This window comes from Kitasatospora sp. NPDC096077, from assembly GCF_040303245.1.
Classification (GTDB): Bacteria; Actinomycetota; Actinomycetes; order Streptomycetales; family Streptomycetaceae; genus Kitasatospora.
In genome coordinates this window covers 115,008-131,955 of the sequence record NZ_JBEOSV010000014.1, presented here as the reverse complement: position 1 = coordinate 131,955, position 16,948 = coordinate 115,008, and the positions used below count along the sequence as shown (strand labels likewise).

Here is a 16,948-nt window from a genome sequence, read left to right as displayed (position 1 = left end):
ACCGTTTCGAACATGAACGACGAAGACCTGCGGCTCGCCCCGCGCACCAGGGCCGCCGACCTGCTCGCCTGGGCGGCCGGAGAGGACCGGGCGCCGGTGGCCGAGGAGCCGCTGCGCACGGTGCTCGCGCTGCTGGAACTGGGCGACGGCAGGATGCACGACGGCTGGCCCGAACTGACCTCCGCCGCGGTGGAGCACCTGCTGTACGAGCGGCTCCACCTCTACGTCCAGCCCGCCCCGGAACAGGACCCGCTGGCCTACGGCGAGGCGGTGCGGCTGCTGGTCGACCACCAGCGGGCCGCGAAGCGGCTCAACGCCAAGCGGCAGGAGCGGCTGCACGCCGAAGCCGAGTGGCAGGGCGAGGTGGCGGTCGGGCTGCTGCACCGCGCCGACCTGGTGACCTGGCCCCGGCTGTACGCGGTGCTGCTGCACGCGCACGACGTGGACGTGACCGACCCGGCAGCCGTCCGGGACTGGCTGGCGGGCTTCGCCGGACTGACCGAGGACGAGCGCCTGGCCGGGTACCAGGCGCTGACGCCGACCGGATGGCTGGACGACCCGGACGAGCAGGGCTGGTGGGCGCCGGGCCGGGTGCTGTCGGTCGGCATGGCCACCGACGGCGCGCGGCGGCTGCTGGAGCAGGGCCTGATGCGGCGCAGCTACCGCAACCTGGCCGAGCTGAACGCGCTGGGGCGGCCGATGCCGGACGAACTGACCGGGGGCTTCGAGGAGTTCGAGGAGGCGGCGGCCGAAGCGGCGCTCGACCTGCTCGGCGAGTGGACGGTGCCCGGGCTGCCGCGGCTGCTGGTCGAGGAGTTCCCGGAGCTCGCGCCGGAGCCGGGGACGGCGGAGATCGACGCGTACCTGGCACAGCTGCCGGCGGAGTGAGGTGCCGCGAAGGCCCCGGACGCGCGTGCGTGCGCGCGTGCGTGCGCGCGTGCGTGCGCGCGTGCGTGCGCGCGTGCGTCCGGGGCCTTCGACTACGGGTTCGCCGGCAGCCGACCGCCGACTGCCGACTGCCGACTGCCGACTGCCGACCGCTACGGGTTCACCGGGTCACGGGTTGAGGCCGTGCTGCTGGAGCCAGGGCTCCGGGTCGACCGGGGCGCCGCCGCCGGGGCGGACCTCCAGGTGCAGGTGCGGGCCGGTCACGTTGCCGGTCGCGCCGACCTTGCCGATCTGCTGGCCGGCGGTCACCTTGCCGGAGCCCTTGATGATCGAGGAGAGGTGGCAGTACCAGATCTCGGTGCCGTCGGGCAGGGTCTCGACGATCCGGTAGCCGTACGCGCCGGACCAGCCGGCCGAGGTGATGGTGCCCTGGCCGACCGCGTGGACCGCGGTGCCGGTGTCGGCGGCGAAGTCCAGGCCGGTGTGCAGGTGGGCCCAGTAGCGGGCGCTCTGGCCGTAGTGGGCGGAGAGGCTGTAGTCCTTCACCGGCAGGGTGAGGGCGGCGGCCTTGACCCGCTCGGCCTCCTCGGCGGCGCGCTTGGCCTCAGCCTCCTTGGCGGCGGCCTTGGCCTCCGCCTCCTGCGCGGCCTGCACGCGGGCGGTCTCCTCGGCGGCGGTGCGCTGGCCGTCGGCCTGCTGCTGGATCCGGGCGGCGAGCGCCAGGCCGGGGTCGGCGGCCAGGGCGACCGGGATCTCGTCCTGGGCCTCGATGGCGGGCGCGGCGGCCGGGGTCGCGGAGGCGAAGCCGGTGGCGCCCAGGGTGGCGGCGACGGCGGTGACGCCGAGCAGCGGGGAGGCTCCGCGGGTCTGACGCGGCATCCGGTGGCGGTTGGCCTCGGCCTCCGGTGCGAGCGCCTCGGGGCTGTCCGGGACGGGGTGGTCGAGGAGCTGGGTACCGGCTGCGGGGCCGGCCGGGTGTGCCGGGGTGTGCGTCGACGCCACGGAGGCGCGCTCCTTTCCTTCCTTCGCGCCTACCGGGTTAGCTGACGGGTTCGGAGCAGGAAGGTCTCCTACGGCCGGGCCGGGGCCCCGCCGATTCACCCCAAGGAACGTGGTTCCCCGGCTCCCTGACCTGCCCGGAGGCCGGTCGGCGGGATTAGGCGACGGCGCACGGTGCCGTCTGGGTACGGCGTTGACGACCGCGCTGCGTTATCAAACGTTAATCCTAGGAGGCTCTGATTCCAAGCCATCCGTCCGGGACGGCTGTGGACCAGGTGATCGGACGTCAACGAACGACCCTTCAATCAACCGGCCCCATCTGAGTACTCCTACTCATGTGCGATCCGGCCGGACGCCCGCATCCTGACGCCATGAGCGCACCGATGCAGTCACGCACCACGGCCGCGTACTACGCCCAGGCCGTCCTCTCCTTCGCCATCTCGGCCGTGGCCCTCGCCGCCGGGATCGCCTACCTGCCCGTCGGCGGCTGGACCCGGGCCTTCCTCGGGATCGGCCTCCTCTACACCGTCACCTCCTCGTTCACGCTGGCCAAGGTGATCCGGGACCGGCAGGAGTCCACGGACACCGTCGCCCGGGTCGACCAGGCCCGGCTGGAGAAGCTGCTCAGCGAGCACGACCCGTTCCGGGTCGAGGGGCCCTGAGCGGGGTCGCCCGGGGTTGCCGGAGGCTTTCGCGAGGGCTTGACGGCTAAGGCTATTAGCCTTAGCTTTATGGCTATCGGCAGCAACGAGCGAGCCAGCGGAGGCCCACCATGAACGGCACCACCACCCCGAGCACCCAGTACCTCGACGTCACCGGCGGCCGGCTCGCGTACGACGACACCCGGCAGGGCGACGGCACCCCCGTCGTCCTGCTCCCCGGAATGCTCGACTCCCGCCGCGCCTACCGGCACCTGCACCCGCTGCTCACCGCGGCCGGGCACCGGGTCGTCACCATGGACGTGCGCGGCTTCGGCGAGTCCTCGATCGCCTGGGACGACTACAGCCCCGCCGCCGTCGCCACCGACGTCCTCGCCCTGCTCGACCACCTCGGCATCGAACGGGCCGTCCTGGTCGGCCAGTCCTACACCGGGGCGACCGTCGTCAAGATCGCCGGGGACGCCCCCCAGCGGGTCGCCGGGATCGCGCTGATCGACGCCTTCGTCGAGCACCGGGCCAACGCCCTGATGAAGGGCGTCATGGTCGTGATGGGCGCCGCGATGGTCCGGTGGCCCGGCATCTGGGGCTACTACCTCCGCAAGATGGCCTTCCCCGGCCCCCGCCCCGCCGACCTCGACGGCTACGTGGACGGGCTGGTCGCCGCCCTGCACACCCCCGGCCGCAGGACCGCCACCCGAGGCCACGTCACCGGCGACTCCGCGCCGATCGGCTGGTGCGCGGCCGTCCGCTGCCCCGCCCTGGTGCTGATGGGCAGCAAGGACCCCGACTTCCCGAAGCCCGAGGCCGTCGCCGACCTCCAGGCCGAGAAGCTCGGCGCGCGGAAGGTCATGATCGAGGGGTCCGGGCACTACCCGATGGCCGACAACCCGCGGGCCGTCGCCGACGCCCTGCTGCCCTTCCTCGCCGAACTCGCCTGACCCCTCGCCCCCCGGAGAGCCCACCACCATGCCCCGCGTAGGACTGACCCCCGAGCAGGTCGTCGACCACGCCCTCGCCCTCATCGACGACCAGGGCACCGAGGCCCTCACCCTCGCCTCCGTCGCCGCCCGCGCCGGGGTCGCCACCCCCTCGCTGTACAAGCACGTCAGCGGCGGGCTCGCCGAACTACGGCGGCTCATCGCCGTCCGGGTCACCGAGGAACTCGCCGACCGACTGGCCGAAGCCGCCGTCGGCCGCAGCGGGGACGACGCGGTCACCGCCGTCCTGCGCGCCTACCAGGCCTACGCCACCCGCCACCCGCACCGCTACACCGCCCTCCCCCAGGCCCCGCAGCCCGACGAGGACCTCACCCGCGCCGCCACCCGCCTGGTCGGCGTCATCATCGCCGTCCTCCGCGGCTACGGCCTCGACGGCTCCGAGGCGATCCACGCGGCCCGCACCGTCCGCTCCCTCGCCCACGGCTTCGCCTCGCTGTCCATCACCGGTGCCTTCCAACTCACCGAGGACCTCACCACCACCCACGACCGCCTCATCACCACCCTCACCACGGGCCTCCACTCCTGGCCCCGGCCGGCGAAGGACTAGCAACCCCCAGCCCGGCCACGGCAGCGGGCCCGAGCACGAGAAGTCGGCCGAGCCGACTTCCCACGGCAGGCGGCAACAGCCACCACTCGCCTGGGGAACCACTCACCACGCGGGCTGATCAACACGAGAAGTCGGGCCTGTCGACTTCTCGCGCCGCAGGCAGTCCACAGGCGATCAGAGCACCGGCGCCCGCGCAGGAAGTCGGTCTGGCCGACTTCCTGCGCAGCGTGAAGTGCGTGGCGGCTGCCGGCAGCAGGGCTCACGGGGGTGGGCGGACGCAGCCGAGGCCCGATGGAAGGAGGGGCGAGCCGCACCGGAGTGGGCGCGGCACCGGCAGCAGGGGCAGCGCCACGCAGCGGGGAGGGAGGCAGCGGGGCGGGGAAGAGGCGCGAGCCGGACCGGGGCAGGCGCGCGACCGGCGGCAGGGGGAAACGCCACGCGGTGGGGGCAGCGCCGCAGGACAGGGCGGCCCGGGGTGGTGGGGAGGGACGCCGTGGGGGGTGGGGGTGGACGGGTTAGTGTGGCCGGGCTGACTGGTGGTCATGACAGGGGACCGCCCACGCCTTCGCGGAGGTTCCGGGTGCCCGCACTGATAGCAAGGGTGCGGCGGTGGTACGGGCGGTTGCTGGACGGGGACGTCCGGGCGGGGCGGGTGGCGTTGGGGCTGCTGTTCGCGCTGACGGTGGTGCTGGGGGTGCTGCCGCTGCTGTTGCCGTACGGGTGGCCGCCGTCGGCCCTGGTGCTGCCGTTGGTGGTGGGCGGGATGGTGCTGCGGCGGGGGCAGTTGCTGGTGCTGGTGTGTGCGGCGCTGGCGGGCAGCGGGCTGGGCGCGGTGGTGCAGGACCCGCGCGGGGTGCGCTGGGGGGTGACGGTGGTGCTGGCCGCGACCGGGGCCACGGTGCTGACGGCGAACCGTTTCCGGCACCGGCTGGGGCTGCGCGGCACCCAGGGCGACTCGATGCTGCTGGAGCTGGCGGAGCACAACCGGACGCTGGCCCGGCTGCCGGAGCGGCTGCTGGACTGGCACTTCGACAGCGCGCTGGCCCCGGCCGGGGACGCCTCGTTCTCGGGGGACTTCCTGCTGTGCGCCCACCGCCCGGAGGAGGACCTGCTGGAGCTGGTGCTGGTGGACGTGTCGGGCAAGGGCAGCCGGGCGGCGGCCCGGTCGACCCATCTGTCCGGTGCCTTCGGGATGCTGCTGGGCCGGGTGCCGCCGGAGGCCTTCCTGCCGGCCGCCAACGACCACCTGGTGCGGATGGGCTGGGAGGACGACTTCGCGACCGCCGTCCACCTGGCGCTGCACCCGGCGACCGGCCGCTACCGGCTGTTCAACGCGGGTCATCCGCCGCCGGTGCGGTTCTGCCGGAGGAACGGCTGGCTGCCGTCGGAGCACGGCGGTCCGGCACTGGGGCTGGTGCCGGGGGCGCCGTACCCGGCGGTGGAGGGGCGGCTGGCGCACGGCGATTCGCTGCTGTTGTTCAGCGACGGCCTGGTGGAGGTGCCGGGCCGGGACCTGGACGAGGGCGTCACCCGGCTGCTGACGGCCGCCGAGCCGGAGGTGCGCACCCACCTGCCGCAGCAGCAGGCGGTCCGGGGCGCGGCGCACCGGCTGGTGGCCGCGGTGGCGCAGGACGTCGCGGACGACCGGACGCTGGTGCTGGTGCGCCGGCTGCGGACGGCCGCGGACCACCGAAATGGGGTATGAAGATTGGGTGTCCTCCCCCGTCCGTAGCCCGATGCGCTGTGTGCGTCTGCTGCTCGGCTGCTCCAGCGCCGCCGAGCTGCTGGGCACCGTGCTCGCCGAGGGGCCGGTCTGGATCACCGGCGAGGGTTCCGCGCTCTACCTGCTGGACTCGGCCGGGATGCTCCGGCTGACCGCCTCGCACGGACTGCCGGACTGGGCGCACGAGCGCTACGGGCTGGTCGACCCGGCCGGTGAGCTGCCCGCCGCGGTGGCGCTGCGGCTGCGCCGCCCGTATCTGCTCAGCCCCGAGCACACCAGCGTCGACTACCCGAACCGGAACGCCGGCCTGGGCACCGGGATGGTCGCCGTGGTCGCCCTGCCGCTGGTGGTGGACGAGCGGCCGATCGGCGTGCTGGCCCTCGCGCTGGCGCACCGGGGCACCGTGCCGGGGCGCGACCTGGACGTGCTGGAGACCATCGCCGGGGCCTGCGCCCACCGGCTGCACCACCTGCTGGACCACGGCCCGGCCCACGCGGAGCCCCGGCCGGCGGACGCGGGGCCCGGATCCGCCCACGCCGACGCCCGCCCGGCCCACGCGGAGCCCCGTCCGCCGCGGCGCACGGAACCGGGCCCCGCCCCGTCCCACCCGCTGCTGTCGCTGGCGGTCCGCGCCGCCGGGCACGGCGCCTTCGAACGCGACCTGGTCACCGGCGAGAGCCACTGGGACGCCGCCGCCTTCGCGCTGGCCGGCCGACCGGTCGCCCCGGACGGGGCCGCCCCGGAGCTGGAGCGGATCGTCCACCCCGAGGACCTGCCGGACGTCCGGGCCGCCCTGGCGGAGGCGCTGGCCGGCGGCGGCCGCTACCGGATCGGCTACCGGATGCTGCGCCCGGGCGGCCGGGTGGTGCGGGTCGAGGAGTCCGGCGAGGTGATGCTGGACGTGCACGGCCGTCCGGTGCGGATGGCCGGGCTGATCGCGGACGTGGACCACCGGCCGGCCCGGGAGGTCGGGTCCGGGCCCGACCCGGCCGGGGCCCGGACCGCCCTGCTGCTGTCGCTCACCCGGGCGCTGTCCCGCGCGGTGACCGTACGGGACGTCACCGCCGCGGTGACCGACGTCGCCGGGCCGGCCTTCGGCGCCGACAGCATCGTGCTCGACCTGGTGGACGAGGGCCGGCTGCTGCCGGTCTCGCACACCGTGTACGGCGGCCCGCGCCGCGCCGAGCTGACTCGGCTGGCGGACCTCTCCGCCCCGGTGATGCAGGACTCGTTGGCCCGGTCCGCCCCGCTGTTCAGCGAGCCCGGCAACCGGCCGAGGGCAACGGGGGCGCCGGCCGCCTGGGCGGTGCTGCCGCTGGTCGCCTCGGGCCGGCAGGTCGGCTCCTGCCTGATCACCTTCGCCGCCGAGCGCGCCTTCAGCCGCGAGGACCGCACCCTGTACTCGGCGTTCGCCGGGATCCTCGCGCAGTCCCTGGAACGGGCCCGGCTGTACGACACCCACCACCACCGGGCCGGTGAGCTGCAGCGCGCGATGCTGCCGCGCACGCTGCCCCGGCTGCCGGGGATCGCCAGTGCCGCCCGCTACCTGCCGAGCACCGAGGGGATGCAGATCGGCGGCGACTGGTACGACCTGTTGAAGCTGCCGGACGGCCGGATCGGGCTGGTGATCGGTGACGTGCAGGGCCACAACGCCGAGGCGACCGCCGTGATGGGTCAACTGCGCAGCGGTCTGCGGGCGTACGCCACCGACGGGCACGATCCGGCCGCCACCCTGGCCCGGACCAGTCGGCTGCTGGCCGAGCTGGACACCGAGCTGTTCGCGACCTGCCTCTACCTGACCCTGGACCCGGCGGACGGCGGTCTGACCGCGGCCCGGGCCGGGCACCCGGCGCCGGTGCGGATCGCCGCCGACGCCACCGCCGTCGAGCTGGAGCTGCCGGGCGGCCCGCCGCTGGGGGTGGACCCGGGGCAGGCGTATCCGCTGGCCACCGGGCGGCTGGGGGCCGGCGAGACGCTGCTGGCCTACACCGACGGGCTGGTCGAGGACCGCGAGGAGGACTACGACGAGTCGGTACAGCGGATGCTGGGCGGGCTGGAGCTGTGGGCCCGGCAGACCGGTCCGGGCCGGATCGGGCCGGCGCCGGCCCTGGAGCGGCTGGCCGACCTGCTCACCCTCAATGTGACCGAACGCCGCTCCCGGCCGGACGACGTGGCGCTGTTGCTGCTGCACCGGGTGGTGTCGCCGGCCTGAACCCCGGTGGCACCGTCCTGAACCCCGTTGGCACCGGCAGCACCACCAGCATCACCGGCACCGTTCACGTCCACGGAATGTCGCTCGTTCAACAACATCGTGCACACCGGCCCCACACATCCCGGGGCGCGAACCGGCCACCGCCCGGCAGGTCGACGGGGGTCGGAAGACCCTGGACAAGCGGCCGGACGGCCCGTCAGGATCCTGGAGTCGGGTCCGAACGGCTCCGGAAAGACGGTGTATTGACTCGATATTGACGAGATCCAGTCACTTGGCGAGATCCGTTCACACCTTCGTAGGATCATCGCCCTAGAATTCGCGGCGTGACGATGACTCAGTGGTGCGCAACGGCTACCGGCGTGCTCGCCGTCCTCGCCCTCGTGGCCGCCGCGCGGTACCGCGCCGTGTCCGTCACCCAGCGCGGCCGGGCCGACCGACTGGCCGGCGAACTCGCCCGGCTCCAGGACCAGCTGAGCACCGAACTCTCCCGCCGCGGCGTCGAGCTGGCCGCCGTTCAGCAGGAGCACGAACACACCGCCTCCACCCAGCGGGCCTTCCTCAGCGTCGCCCGCCGGATCCTGGTGATGGCCCACGACCAGCAGGCCCTGCTCGACGAGATGGAGCGCACCCACGACGACCCGGCGCTGCTGGAGGGCCTGCTCAAGGCCGACCACGCCGCCGCCCAACAGGCCCGGCTGGCCCAGACCCTGGCCGTGCTGTGCGGCGCCCGGGCCGGCCGGCACTGGCCGGAGCCGGTCTCGCTGGAGGACGTGGTACGCGGCGCCCAGTCCCGCATCCTGCCGTTCCAGCGGGTGGTGGTGCGCAGCCGGATCGAGACCGCGGTGGTGGGCGCGGCCGCCGAGGCGCTGATCCACGCCATCGCCGAGCTGCTGGACAACGCCACCCGCTACTCCCCGCCCAGCACCCAGGTGTTCGTCACCCTGATGCCGGTGCACAACGGCGCGGTGATCGAGATCGACGACGGCGGCGTCGGCATGCCGGAGCAGGCCGTGGCCAAGGCCGCCGCCGCGCTCGCCGGGGGCAGCAGCCTGGAGGTCTCCCGACTCGGCGAGGTACCGCAGTTGGGCCTGGCCGCGGTCGGCCGGCTCGCCGAGAGCTACGGCTTCCGGGTCACCCTCAGCTCGGCGCCCTCGCCGTACGGCGGGGTACGGGTCGTGCTGCTGCTGCCGAACGCCCTGCTCACCGAGCCGCTGCCGCCCACCGTCCCCGGACTCGGGCCGGACGACCGGGCGTTCACCGGCGGCCGGGCGTTCACGGACGACCCGGCGTTCTCCGACGGCCGGGCGTTCACGGACGACCCGGCGTTCCCCGACGACCCGGCGTTCCACCCCGACCCGCGCGCCGCCGCGGCCGCCGGACACCCCTTGGTGGAGCCCCCGCCCACCGGCCGGCCCGCCGCGGCCGACGACACCCCGCCACCGCTGCCCCGCCGGAGCCACCGGCGCGACCGCGCCAAGCGCCCCGCCCACGCCGCCCCGCCGCCGCCCGAGCCGCCGTACCGCTCGGCCCTGGACGCCCAGGCCTTCATGGCGATGTTCCAGGCCGGGACGGCCAGCGGCCGCAGCGCCGCCCGTGCCCAGGCCCAGCCCCCGGCCGGCCCGCACTGACCGTTCCCAGCCCCGTTCTCCCCAGACTTCCCCCGACTTCCCCAGCGCTCCGGAGAGTTCCATGACCACCACCCCCGATCTCGGCTGGCTGCTCGCCGACATCATCGCCGTCCCCCAGGTCCAGCACGCCGTGGTCGTCTCCAACGACGGTCTGGAGATCGGCCGCAGCGCCGACATCGCCCGGGAGGACGCCGAACGGCTCGCCGCCGCCTGCTCCGGGCTGCAGTCGCTGGCCCGCGGCGTCGCGGCCGGCTTCGGCGGCCCGGGCAGCGCCACCCGCCAGATCATCATCGAGTACGGCGGCGGCTACCTGTTCATCGTCGCCGCCGGGGCCGGCGCCCATCTGGCCGTGGTGACCAGCGAGGCGGTCGACGCCGGGCTGGTCGCCTACCAGATGCAGGTCCTGGTCGAGCGGATCGGCACCCACCTGACCAGCCCGCCACGCGTCGACCACGCGGCTGGGGGGCACCGGTGAACGGGCCGGTCCGGCCCTACGTCATCACCGGCGGGCGCAGCCGCCCGACCCGCGCCGACCTGGCCGTCGAGAGCCTGGTCAACGCGTTATCGGACCCCCCGCCCCTGCCCGAGCACGTCCTGCTCAACCGCGAGCACCGGCGCATCCTCGGGCTCTGTCACAGCCTGCTGTCCGTCGCCGAGGTGGCGGCCCACCTGGGGCTGCCGCTCGGCGTCGTCAAGGTGCTGGTCGGTGACCTCTGGGACCTCGGTGCCGTGCAGGTGCTCCCGCCCGCCCCGCAGGCCGAACGCCTGCCCACAACCCTCCTGGAAGAGGTGCTCGTTGGCCTCCGCCAACTCCGCTGAAGCCCCCGCCTCACGGCCGGCCGAACCGCAGTACCTGCCGTCCTCGGTGCAGGGCGCGGTGAAGATCCTGGTCACCGGCCCGTTCGGGGTCGGCAAGACCACGCTGGTCGGCTCGCTCAGCGAGATCACCCCGCTGCGCACCGAGGAGACCATGACCGCCGCCAGCACCGGCGTGGACGACCTCACCGGGCACAGCGGCAAGACCACCACCACGGTCGCGCTGGACTTCGGCCGGATCACGCTCAACTCCCGGCTCGCGCTGTACCTGTTCGGCACGCCCGGACAGCAGCGGTTCTGGCCGCTCTGGGAGGACCTGTCGCGCGGCGCGCTCGGCGCCATCGCGATGGTCGACCTGCGACGGCCGGACGAGAGCTTCGACGTGCTCGGCCGGCTGGAGGAGCAGGGCATCCCGTTCGCGGTCGCGGTCAACAGCTTCCCCGACACCCCGAGTTACCCGGAGGAGGAGCTGCGCTCGGCGCTGGACCTGCTGCCGGAGGTGCCGATCCTCTACTGCGACGCCCGGGACCGGCGGCAGTCCTACGACCTGCTGATCGACTTCGTGGACCACCTGCACCGCAGCTCGCTGCTGGAGCTCCAGCCGTGACCGCCCCTGAGCCCCCGCCGGCGCCCGGCTGCCCGATCGCCCACGGCGGCGCTCCGTACGGCGCCCCCGGTCCGTACGGCGGCGGGCCGGGTCCGTACGGCGGCGCACCCGGCCAGTACGGCGGCGGCGGGCAGACCCCGCACGGCGGCGGGCTGCCGACCGGCGTCCCGCTCACCCCGCTGTACGGGCCGGCGGTGGCCGAGGACCCGCACGGCCTGTACGCCCGGCTGCGCGAGCGCTACGGGCCGGTCGCGCCGATCGAGCTGGAGCCCGGGGTGGAGGCCTGGCTCGTCATCGGCTACCCCGAGCTGCTCGAACTCACCCGCAACGAGGCGCTGTTCTCCAAGGACTCGCGGCACTGGCGGGTGCCCGTCGAGGGCCGGCTGGCCGCCGACTCCCGGCTGAAGCCGATGACCGCCTGGCGGCCCACCCTGCTCAACCTGGACGGCGCCGAGCACCAGCGGCTGCGCACCGCGGTCTCGGACACCCTGGCCCAGATCGACCACCGGCAGCTGCGCGAGACCACCGAGGCCGCCGCCAACGGCCTGATCGACAGCTGGGGCCCGGACGGCACCGCCGACCTGATCGGCCAGTACGCCCGCGCGCTGCCGCTGCTGGTCTCCACCCAACTGGTCGGCCTGCCGATCGGCAGCGGGCCCCGGGTCATCGAGCTGATCAGCGCCTTCGTCGACAGCGGTCCCGAATCGGTGCGCGCCGCCGGGGAGTTCCAGACCACCCTGGCCGACCTGGTCCGCCGCCGCCGCACCGGGCCCGACGCCGACCTCACCTCCTGGCTGCTCGCCCACCCGGCCGGGCTGACCGACGAGGAGGCGGCGCACCACCTGGTGGTGATGATGGTCGCGGGCAACGAGACCTGCATCAACTGGATCGGCAACACCCTGCGGCTGCTGCTCACCGACCGGCGCTTCCGGGCCACCCTGACCGGCGGACGGCTGACCGTCTCCGACGCGCTGGAGGAGGTGCTCTGGCGCGACCCGCCGACCCAGAACTTCCCCGGCCGCTGGGCCACCGGCGACACCGTGCTCGGCGGCCAGTACATCAACGCCGGCGACATGCTGGTGCTCGGCCTCGCCGCGGCCAACGCCGACCCGGCCGCCCAGGGCGCCGCCGCGGCCGCGCACGGCTCGCTCGGCGGCAACCGGGCCCACCTCGCCTGGGGCGCCGGCAAGCACGTCTGCCCGGCCCAGCACCCGGCCCGGATCATCGTCGAAACCGCCGTCGAGACCCTGCTGCACCGTCTGCCGGACCTCCAACTCGCCGTTCCGCCGAGCGAGTTGAACTGGCGCCCGTCGCCGTGGTCGCGGGCGCTGGTCGCCCTGCCGGTGCTCTACAGCGCCTTCACCCCGCCCCGTCCGCCCGCTCCCGAGAGGCCCGCATGGACACCGCCGACGACGACCGCGGCCACCGATCCGAGCCCGTACACCTCGGGTCCGTCGACTCCGGGCCCGTCGAGCCCGTCCGGCCCGAACCCGTCCGGCCCGAGCCCGTCCGGCTCGACCCCTTCGGGCGCGACCAGCACGGGGAGAACGCCCGACTCCGGGCAGCCGGTCCCGCGGTCCTGGTGGAACTCCCTGGCGGGGTGGTGGTCTGGGCGATAACCCACCACGACACCCTCCAGGCGCTGCTGGCCGACCCCCGGGTCGGCAAGAACCCCCAGCTGTGGACCACCTTCCGGGAGGGCCGGCTGCCGCACGGCTGGCCACTGCTCAACTTCGTCGCGGTGCCCGGCATGGTCACCGCCGACGGCGAGGACCACAAGCGGCTGCGCGGACTGCTCAGCCAGGCCTTCACCCCGCGCCGGATCGCCGCGCTGACGCCCACCGTCGAGGCCCGGACCCTCGCCCTGCTCGACGCGGTCGCCGAAGTGGCCGAGCGGAAGGGCGAGTTCGACCTGCGCGAGCACTTCGCCTACCCGCTGCCGATCCAGGTCATCGGCGAACTGTTCGGCCTCGCCCCGGACCAGCACGACGAACTGCACGCGCTCTCCGAGACCTTGGTCTCCAGCGCGGCCACCCCGGAGGCGGCGATCGCCGCCCAGCGGGACCTCAACGCGCTGCTGGCCTCGGTGGTGGCGGCCAAGCGGGCCGAACCGGGCGACGACCTGACCACCGACCTGATCGCCGCCCGTGAGGCCGGCCTCGGCCTCGACCGGCAGCGACTGAGCGAGGCCGAACTCGTCGGCACCCTGCTGCTGATGCTGATCGCCGGACACGAGACCACGCTCAACCTGATCACCAACGCCGTCCGGGCCCTGTTCGCCCACCCCGACCAGCTGCGGCTGGTACTGGACGGCGCGCAGCCCTGGTCGGCGGTGGTGGAGGAGACGCTGCGCCACGACTCGCCGGTCGGCCAGTTCCCGCTGCGCTACGCGACCGAGGACCTTGAGGTCGGCGACGTGGTGATCCGGCGCGGCGAGGCGCTGCTCGCCTCGTACGCGGCGGCCGGACGCGACGCCGGGCACTACCCGGACGCCGACCGCTTCGACCTGGCCCGGCAGCCCGCCCGGCACCTGTCCTTCGGCCACGGCCCGCACTTCTGCCTCGGCTCGGGGCTGGCCCGGCTGGAGGCGGAGACGGCGCTGCGGCACCTGTTCGAGCGGTTCCCGGGACTCGCCCCGGCGGCGGGCGAACGGCCGGAACCGATCCGCTCGTTCGTGAGCAACAGCGTGCGGACGCTGCGGGTGACGGTCCGCGGGGCGACCGGGAACGACGGGGGCACCGGCGTGCGGGGGTGACGGTTCGGGTCACCCGGTTACCTGAGGGCGGCCCGGGTCGTTCGGCAGGGCATGAAGAAACTCGCCACCCTCGCCGCCCTCACCATGGCGGGCCTCGCCCTCGCCGCCCCGGCGGCCTCCGCCGCCAGCCAGGTCGCCAGTTCGCCGGACGCCACCGGCGGCCTCACCGACGGCCTCGAACTCTCCCCCGCCGACCTCGCCCTGAAGACCGCCGGCAAGCTCCCGGTCGTCGGGCACACCGCCGACGAGGTGGAGGCCATCGGCACCAACCAGATGTCCCACCCGGGGCTCAGCGGCCAGATCGGCTGACCCGCGCACCCGGACGGACCGGCGGCTGACCGACCCCCGTTCGGTCGGCCGCCCGGTCCGCGCCGGCTCCCGCGCCCGGCCCTAGGCCCTGCCTCAGGCCGCCGAGGCCCTGCCTCAGGCCGTGAACAGCCCGTTGAGCTCCGGGTACGTCAGCCCGCCGTCCAGGGAGGTGCACGTGCCGCTCGCGTACACCTCCTCGGCCGCGCGGCGGACCGCCGCGTAGGCCACCTCGGCCAGACCCGGGCCCAGGCTGATCCGGGCCACGCCCAGCGCCGCCAGCTCGGCGACCGTCGGAGCGCCGGGGCCGGCCAGCACGTTCAGCGGGGCCGGGACGGCCTCGACCAGCGCGGCGATGGTCTCCGTGTCGGCGACGCCGGGGACGAACACCCCGTCCGCGCCCGCCTCGACGTACGCCCGCAGCCGGCGGACCGCCTCGTCCAGGCGGCCCTCCGGCTCGCCCAGGCCGCGCAGGAAGACGTCGGTACGGCCGTTGACGAAGAGCGGGACGCCCGCCGTGTCGGCCGCCGCCCGGGCCGCCGCGATCCGCTCCGCGGCCTGCTCCGGGGTGTACGCGGCGTCCTCCAGGTTCACCCCGACCGCACCGGTGGCGAGCAGCGCGGTGACGGTCTCGCCGACCCCGGCCGGGGTGTCCGCGTAGCCGCTCTCCAGGTCCGCGGTGACCGGCAGTTCGACCGTGCGGACCACCTCGGCGGTCCGGGCCAGCACCTGCCCGCGGTCGGCGCCGCCGCCGTCCCGGCTGCCCAGCGACCAGGACACGCTGGCGCTGGCCGTCGCCACCGCCCGCGCCCCGGCGCCGGCCACCAGGCGGGCGCCCGCCGCGTCCCACACGTTCGCCAGCACCAGCGGCGCGCCCGGCCGGTGCAGCTCCTTGAGCAGCCGGGCCTTCTCCCCCTGCGTCCGCCGGTTCGTCACGGCCCCGCTCACTTCGCGGCCGGGCTCATGCGGGTGGACACGCCGATCCGGTTCCAGGCGTTGATGATGGCGATCAGTGCGATCAGCTGGGCCAGCTCGGCCTGGTCGAAGTGGGCGGCCGCCTCGGCGTACACGGCGTCCGGCACGTGGCCCTGGGTCAGCAGGGTGATCGACTCGGTCAGGGCGAGGGCGGCGCGCTCGCGGGCGGTGAACCAGGGGGTCTCGCGCCAGGCGGGGAGGGAGACCAGCCGGTGGTCCTGCTCGCCGTTCTTGCGGGCGTCGGTGGCGTGCATGTCGATGCAGAAGGCGCAGCCGTTGATCATCGAGGCGTGCACCTTGACCAGCTCGGCGAGGACCGGGTCCAGGCCCTGGCGGGAGGCCCGGTCCACGGCGGTCATCGCCTGGTAGAACTCGGGCGCGAGCTTCGGTATCACCAGGCGCTGCTCGGGGGCCGGCACGGCCTCGTTCACGGTCTCGTTCACAGTCTCGTTCGTGGTCACGTCGCCAGCCTAGGAGCCCACTGGCCCGCGTCCATGGTGCATTCGGCGCCCGGATCCTTGGGCCACTTCCGGTTGGCGAACAGGCGTGCGAGGATCACCGGGGGATCTTCGACAGGACTCCTTCCGGTCAGGGGGAACGGAACCGTGTGCACGGCGTTCATCAGCATCGAGCCGGCGGCGGCGGTCCCCGTGCTGCTGCTCTCCGTCCGGGACGAGTACCTCGGCCGCGCCTGGCTGCCGCCGGGCCACCACTGGCCCGGGCGTCCGGAACTGCTCGGCGGACTGGACCTCGCGGCCGGCGGCACCTGGCTGGCCGTCGACCCCGCCCGGCGCACCGCCGCCTGCCTGCTCAACGGCTTCGGCCCGCTCGCCCCCGCCGACACCCGGCTCAGCCGCGGCGAACTGCCGCTCACCGCCGTCCGCGAGGGCGGCATCGGACACCTCGACCTCGGCCCGTACGACCCCTTCCACCTCGTCCAGGTCCGCCCGGACGGCGCCCGGGTGACCAGCTGGGGCGGCGGGCGGCTGACCGAGCACGAACTGCCCACCGGGCTCAGCGTGGTGCTCAACGACGGACTGGAGGGGATGGCCGACAACCGCACCGCCTCCGCACGGATCCGCGACCTGATGGCCGCCCGCGCCGACCACTTCCGGGCCCGCTTCCTCGCCACGCCCCGACCGGAGCCCGACGCCACCGGGCCGACCGGACGGGCCTGGGGCGACTGGCTGCCGATCGTCACCGGCGACGGGCTGGCACTGGACGGGGACGCCGCGCTGATCCAGTGCCGCGACTTCGGCGACGGGCGGATCTGGGGGTCCTCCTCGATCTCCCTGCTGGCACTCGGCCCGGAGCTGCTGCGCTACGACTTCGCGACCGCGCCGGTGCCCGCGGACGGGTCGGGGTGGCGGCGGGTGGCGGTCTGAACCGGGGCCACCCGAAAAGGACTTGAACCTGACGCAGCGGGAGGCGGCAGGGTGGGCGTCCGTCGACCCCTCGCCGTTGGAGGCCCCGATGGACCGCCGGACCCGGCTGCGCGCCGTCCTGACCGTCGCCCTGCTGCTCGGCGGCGCCCCGCTCGCGGCGACCGCCGGGGTGCTGCTCGGCGACGCCGTGCACCGGGCGGTGCCGGGCGGGGTGCCCGGTGTCGTGCCCGGTCTCGTGAACGACCTGCTGGGCCGGCGGTTCGGGACGGAGGGCGCCCGGCCCGCCGACGCCCGCCCCGCCGACAACCGGCCTGCCGACACCCGGCCCGATGACGCGCACCCCGGTGACACCCGGACATACGCTCGATGAATTTCTGGCAGCGGGCTTGCCGGGCGTCTACATGCCCGTAGTAGCTTCGCGGGGGCCACCGAAATCGGCAGGCCGCCGAC

Annotated in this window: 18 protein-coding genes and 1 riboswitch; of the genes, 15 read left to right on the top strand and 3 right to left on the bottom strand. The window is 74.8% G+C overall.

Annotation, left to right across the window (positions count from 1 at the left end; translation table 11 throughout):
* The first annotated feature begins 12 nt into the window (after nt 1-12).
* Nucleotides 13-888: a hypothetical protein gene (locus tag ABTZ03_RS16040; protein WP_350513565.1), complete on the top strand. Its 876-nt coding sequence runs from the start codon at nt 13-15 to the stop codon at nt 886-888.
* Nucleotides 889-1,056: 168 nt separating this feature from the next.
* Here ABTZ03_RS16040 and ABTZ03_RS16035 read toward each other — a convergent pair whose 3' ends face one another.
* Nucleotides 1,057-1,890, bottom strand: a complete 834-nt coding sequence (locus ABTZ03_RS16035; RefSeq protein ID WP_350513564.1) for a M23 family metallopeptidase — start codon at nt 1,888-1,890, stop codon at nt 1,057-1,059.
* Nucleotides 1,891-1,902: 12 nt separating this feature from the next.
* Nucleotides 1,903-2,061: riboswitch (cyclic di-AMP (ydaO/yuaA leader) on the bottom strand.
* A 197-nt stretch (nt 2,062-2,258) separates the two neighbouring features.
* Between ABTZ03_RS16035 and ABTZ03_RS16030 the strand changes: the two genes are divergently transcribed.
* The 12 genes from ABTZ03_RS16030 to ABTZ03_RS15975 all read left to right on the top strand — a co-directional run bounded on the left by ABTZ03_RS16030 (nt 2,259) and on the right by ABTZ03_RS15975 (nt 14,141).
* The gene (locus ABTZ03_RS16030) at nt 2,259-2,549 is read left to right on the top strand and encodes a YiaA/YiaB family inner membrane protein (protein WP_350513563.1); all 291 of its coding nucleotides are present in this window, start codon (nt 2,259-2,261) and stop codon (nt 2,547-2,549) included.
* Nucleotides 2,550-2,659: 110 nt separating this feature from the next.
* The gene (locus tag ABTZ03_RS16025) at nt 2,660-3,484 is read left to right on the top strand and encodes an alpha/beta fold hydrolase (RefSeq protein ID WP_350513562.1); all 825 of its coding nucleotides are present in this window, start codon (nt 2,660-2,662) and stop codon (nt 3,482-3,484) included.
* Nucleotides 3,485-3,512: 28 nt separating this feature from the next.
* A complete protein-coding gene (locus tag ABTZ03_RS16020; RefSeq protein ID WP_350513561.1) occupies nt 3,513-4,091 on the top strand; it encodes a TetR/AcrR family transcriptional regulator in 579 nt (192 codons plus the stop codon).
* Nucleotides 4,092-4,671: 580 nt separating this feature from the next.
* Nucleotides 4,672-5,796: a PP2C family protein-serine/threonine phosphatase gene (locus tag ABTZ03_RS16015; RefSeq protein ID WP_350513560.1), complete on the top strand. Its 1,125-nt coding sequence runs from the start codon at nt 4,672-4,674 to the stop codon at nt 5,794-5,796.
* A gap of 31 nt (nt 5,797-5,827) precedes the next feature.
* On the top strand, nt 5,828-8,026 hold the full coding sequence (locus ABTZ03_RS16010; RefSeq protein WP_350513559.1) for a SpoIIE family protein phosphatase: 2,199 nt from the start codon (nt 5,828-5,830) through the stop codon (nt 8,024-8,026).
* Between the two features lie 329 nt (nt 8,027-8,355).
* Nucleotides 8,356-9,654: a sensor histidine kinase gene (locus ABTZ03_RS16005; RefSeq protein WP_350513587.1), complete on the top strand. Its 1,299-nt coding sequence runs from the start codon at nt 8,356-8,358 to the stop codon at nt 9,652-9,654.
* Nucleotides 9,655-9,715: 61 nt separating this feature from the next.
* Nucleotides 9,716-10,129, top strand: a complete 414-nt coding sequence (locus ABTZ03_RS16000) for a roadblock/LC7 domain-containing protein (protein ID WP_030289775.1) — start codon at nt 9,716-9,718, stop codon at nt 10,127-10,129.
* Nucleotides 10,126-10,473 (top strand): DUF742 domain-containing protein, encoded by a 348-nt coding sequence (locus tag ABTZ03_RS15995; protein ID WP_350513558.1) that lies wholly within the window; start codon nt 10,126-10,128, stop codon nt 10,471-10,473. Before ABTZ03_RS16000 ends, ABTZ03_RS15995 begins: the two co-directional genes overlap by 4 nt.
* A complete protein-coding gene (locus ABTZ03_RS15990; protein ID WP_350513557.1) occupies nt 10,451-11,077 on the top strand; it encodes a GTP-binding protein in 627 nt (208 codons plus the stop codon). The genes ABTZ03_RS15995 and ABTZ03_RS15990 overlap by 23 nt, the downstream gene beginning before the upstream one ends.
* Nucleotides 11,074-12,696, top strand: a complete 1,623-nt coding sequence (locus ABTZ03_RS15985; protein ID WP_350513556.1) for a cytochrome P450 — start codon at nt 11,074-11,076, stop codon at nt 12,694-12,696. Before ABTZ03_RS15990 ends, ABTZ03_RS15985 begins: the two co-directional genes overlap by 4 nt.
* Nucleotides 12,660-13,832, top strand: coding sequence for a cytochrome P450 family protein (locus tag ABTZ03_RS15980; protein ID WP_350513555.1), 1,173 nt, complete (start codon nt 12,660-12,662; stop codon nt 13,830-13,832). Before ABTZ03_RS15985 ends, ABTZ03_RS15980 begins: the two co-directional genes overlap by 37 nt.
* A 51-nt stretch (nt 13,833-13,883) precedes the next feature.
* Nucleotides 13,884-14,141 carry a hypothetical protein gene (locus ABTZ03_RS15975; protein ID WP_350513554.1) on the top strand — a complete coding sequence of 86 codons (258 nt, stop codon included), beginning with the start codon at nt 13,884-13,886 and terminating at the stop codon, nt 14,139-14,141.
* A 114-nt stretch (nt 14,142-14,255) separates the two neighbouring features.
* On the opposite strand, the gene ABTZ03_RS15970 is transcribed toward ABTZ03_RS15975, so the two are convergent.
* Both ABTZ03_RS15970 and ABTZ03_RS15965 read right to left on the bottom strand, forming a co-directional pair.
* Nucleotides 14,256-15,074, bottom strand: coding sequence for an isocitrate lyase/PEP mutase family protein (locus tag ABTZ03_RS15970; protein ID WP_350513553.1), 819 nt, complete (start codon nt 15,072-15,074; stop codon nt 14,256-14,258).
* Nucleotides 15,075-15,082: 8 nt separating this feature from the next.
* Entirely contained in the window at nt 15,083-15,574 is a 492-nt protein-coding gene (locus tag ABTZ03_RS15965) for a carboxymuconolactone decarboxylase family protein (RefSeq protein WP_350513552.1), read from the bottom strand.
* Nucleotides 15,575-15,718: 144 nt separating this feature from the next.
* Here ABTZ03_RS15965 and ABTZ03_RS15960 point away from each other — a divergent pair, with 144 nt between their 5' ends.
* Together ABTZ03_RS15960 and ABTZ03_RS15955 are read left to right on the top strand one after the other, a co-directional pair.
* Complete coding sequence (locus tag ABTZ03_RS15960; RefSeq protein ID WP_350513551.1) at nt 15,719-16,498, top strand: NRDE family protein; 780 nt, start codon at nt 15,719-15,721, stop codon at nt 16,496-16,498.
* 22 nt (nt 16,499-16,520) lie between these two features.
* Nucleotides 16,521-16,868 carry a hypothetical protein gene (locus ABTZ03_RS15955; RefSeq protein ID WP_350513550.1) on the top strand — a complete coding sequence of 116 codons (348 nt, stop codon included), beginning with the start codon at nt 16,521-16,523 and terminating at the stop codon, nt 16,866-16,868.
* Nucleotides 16,869-16,948 lie beyond the last annotated feature (80 nt).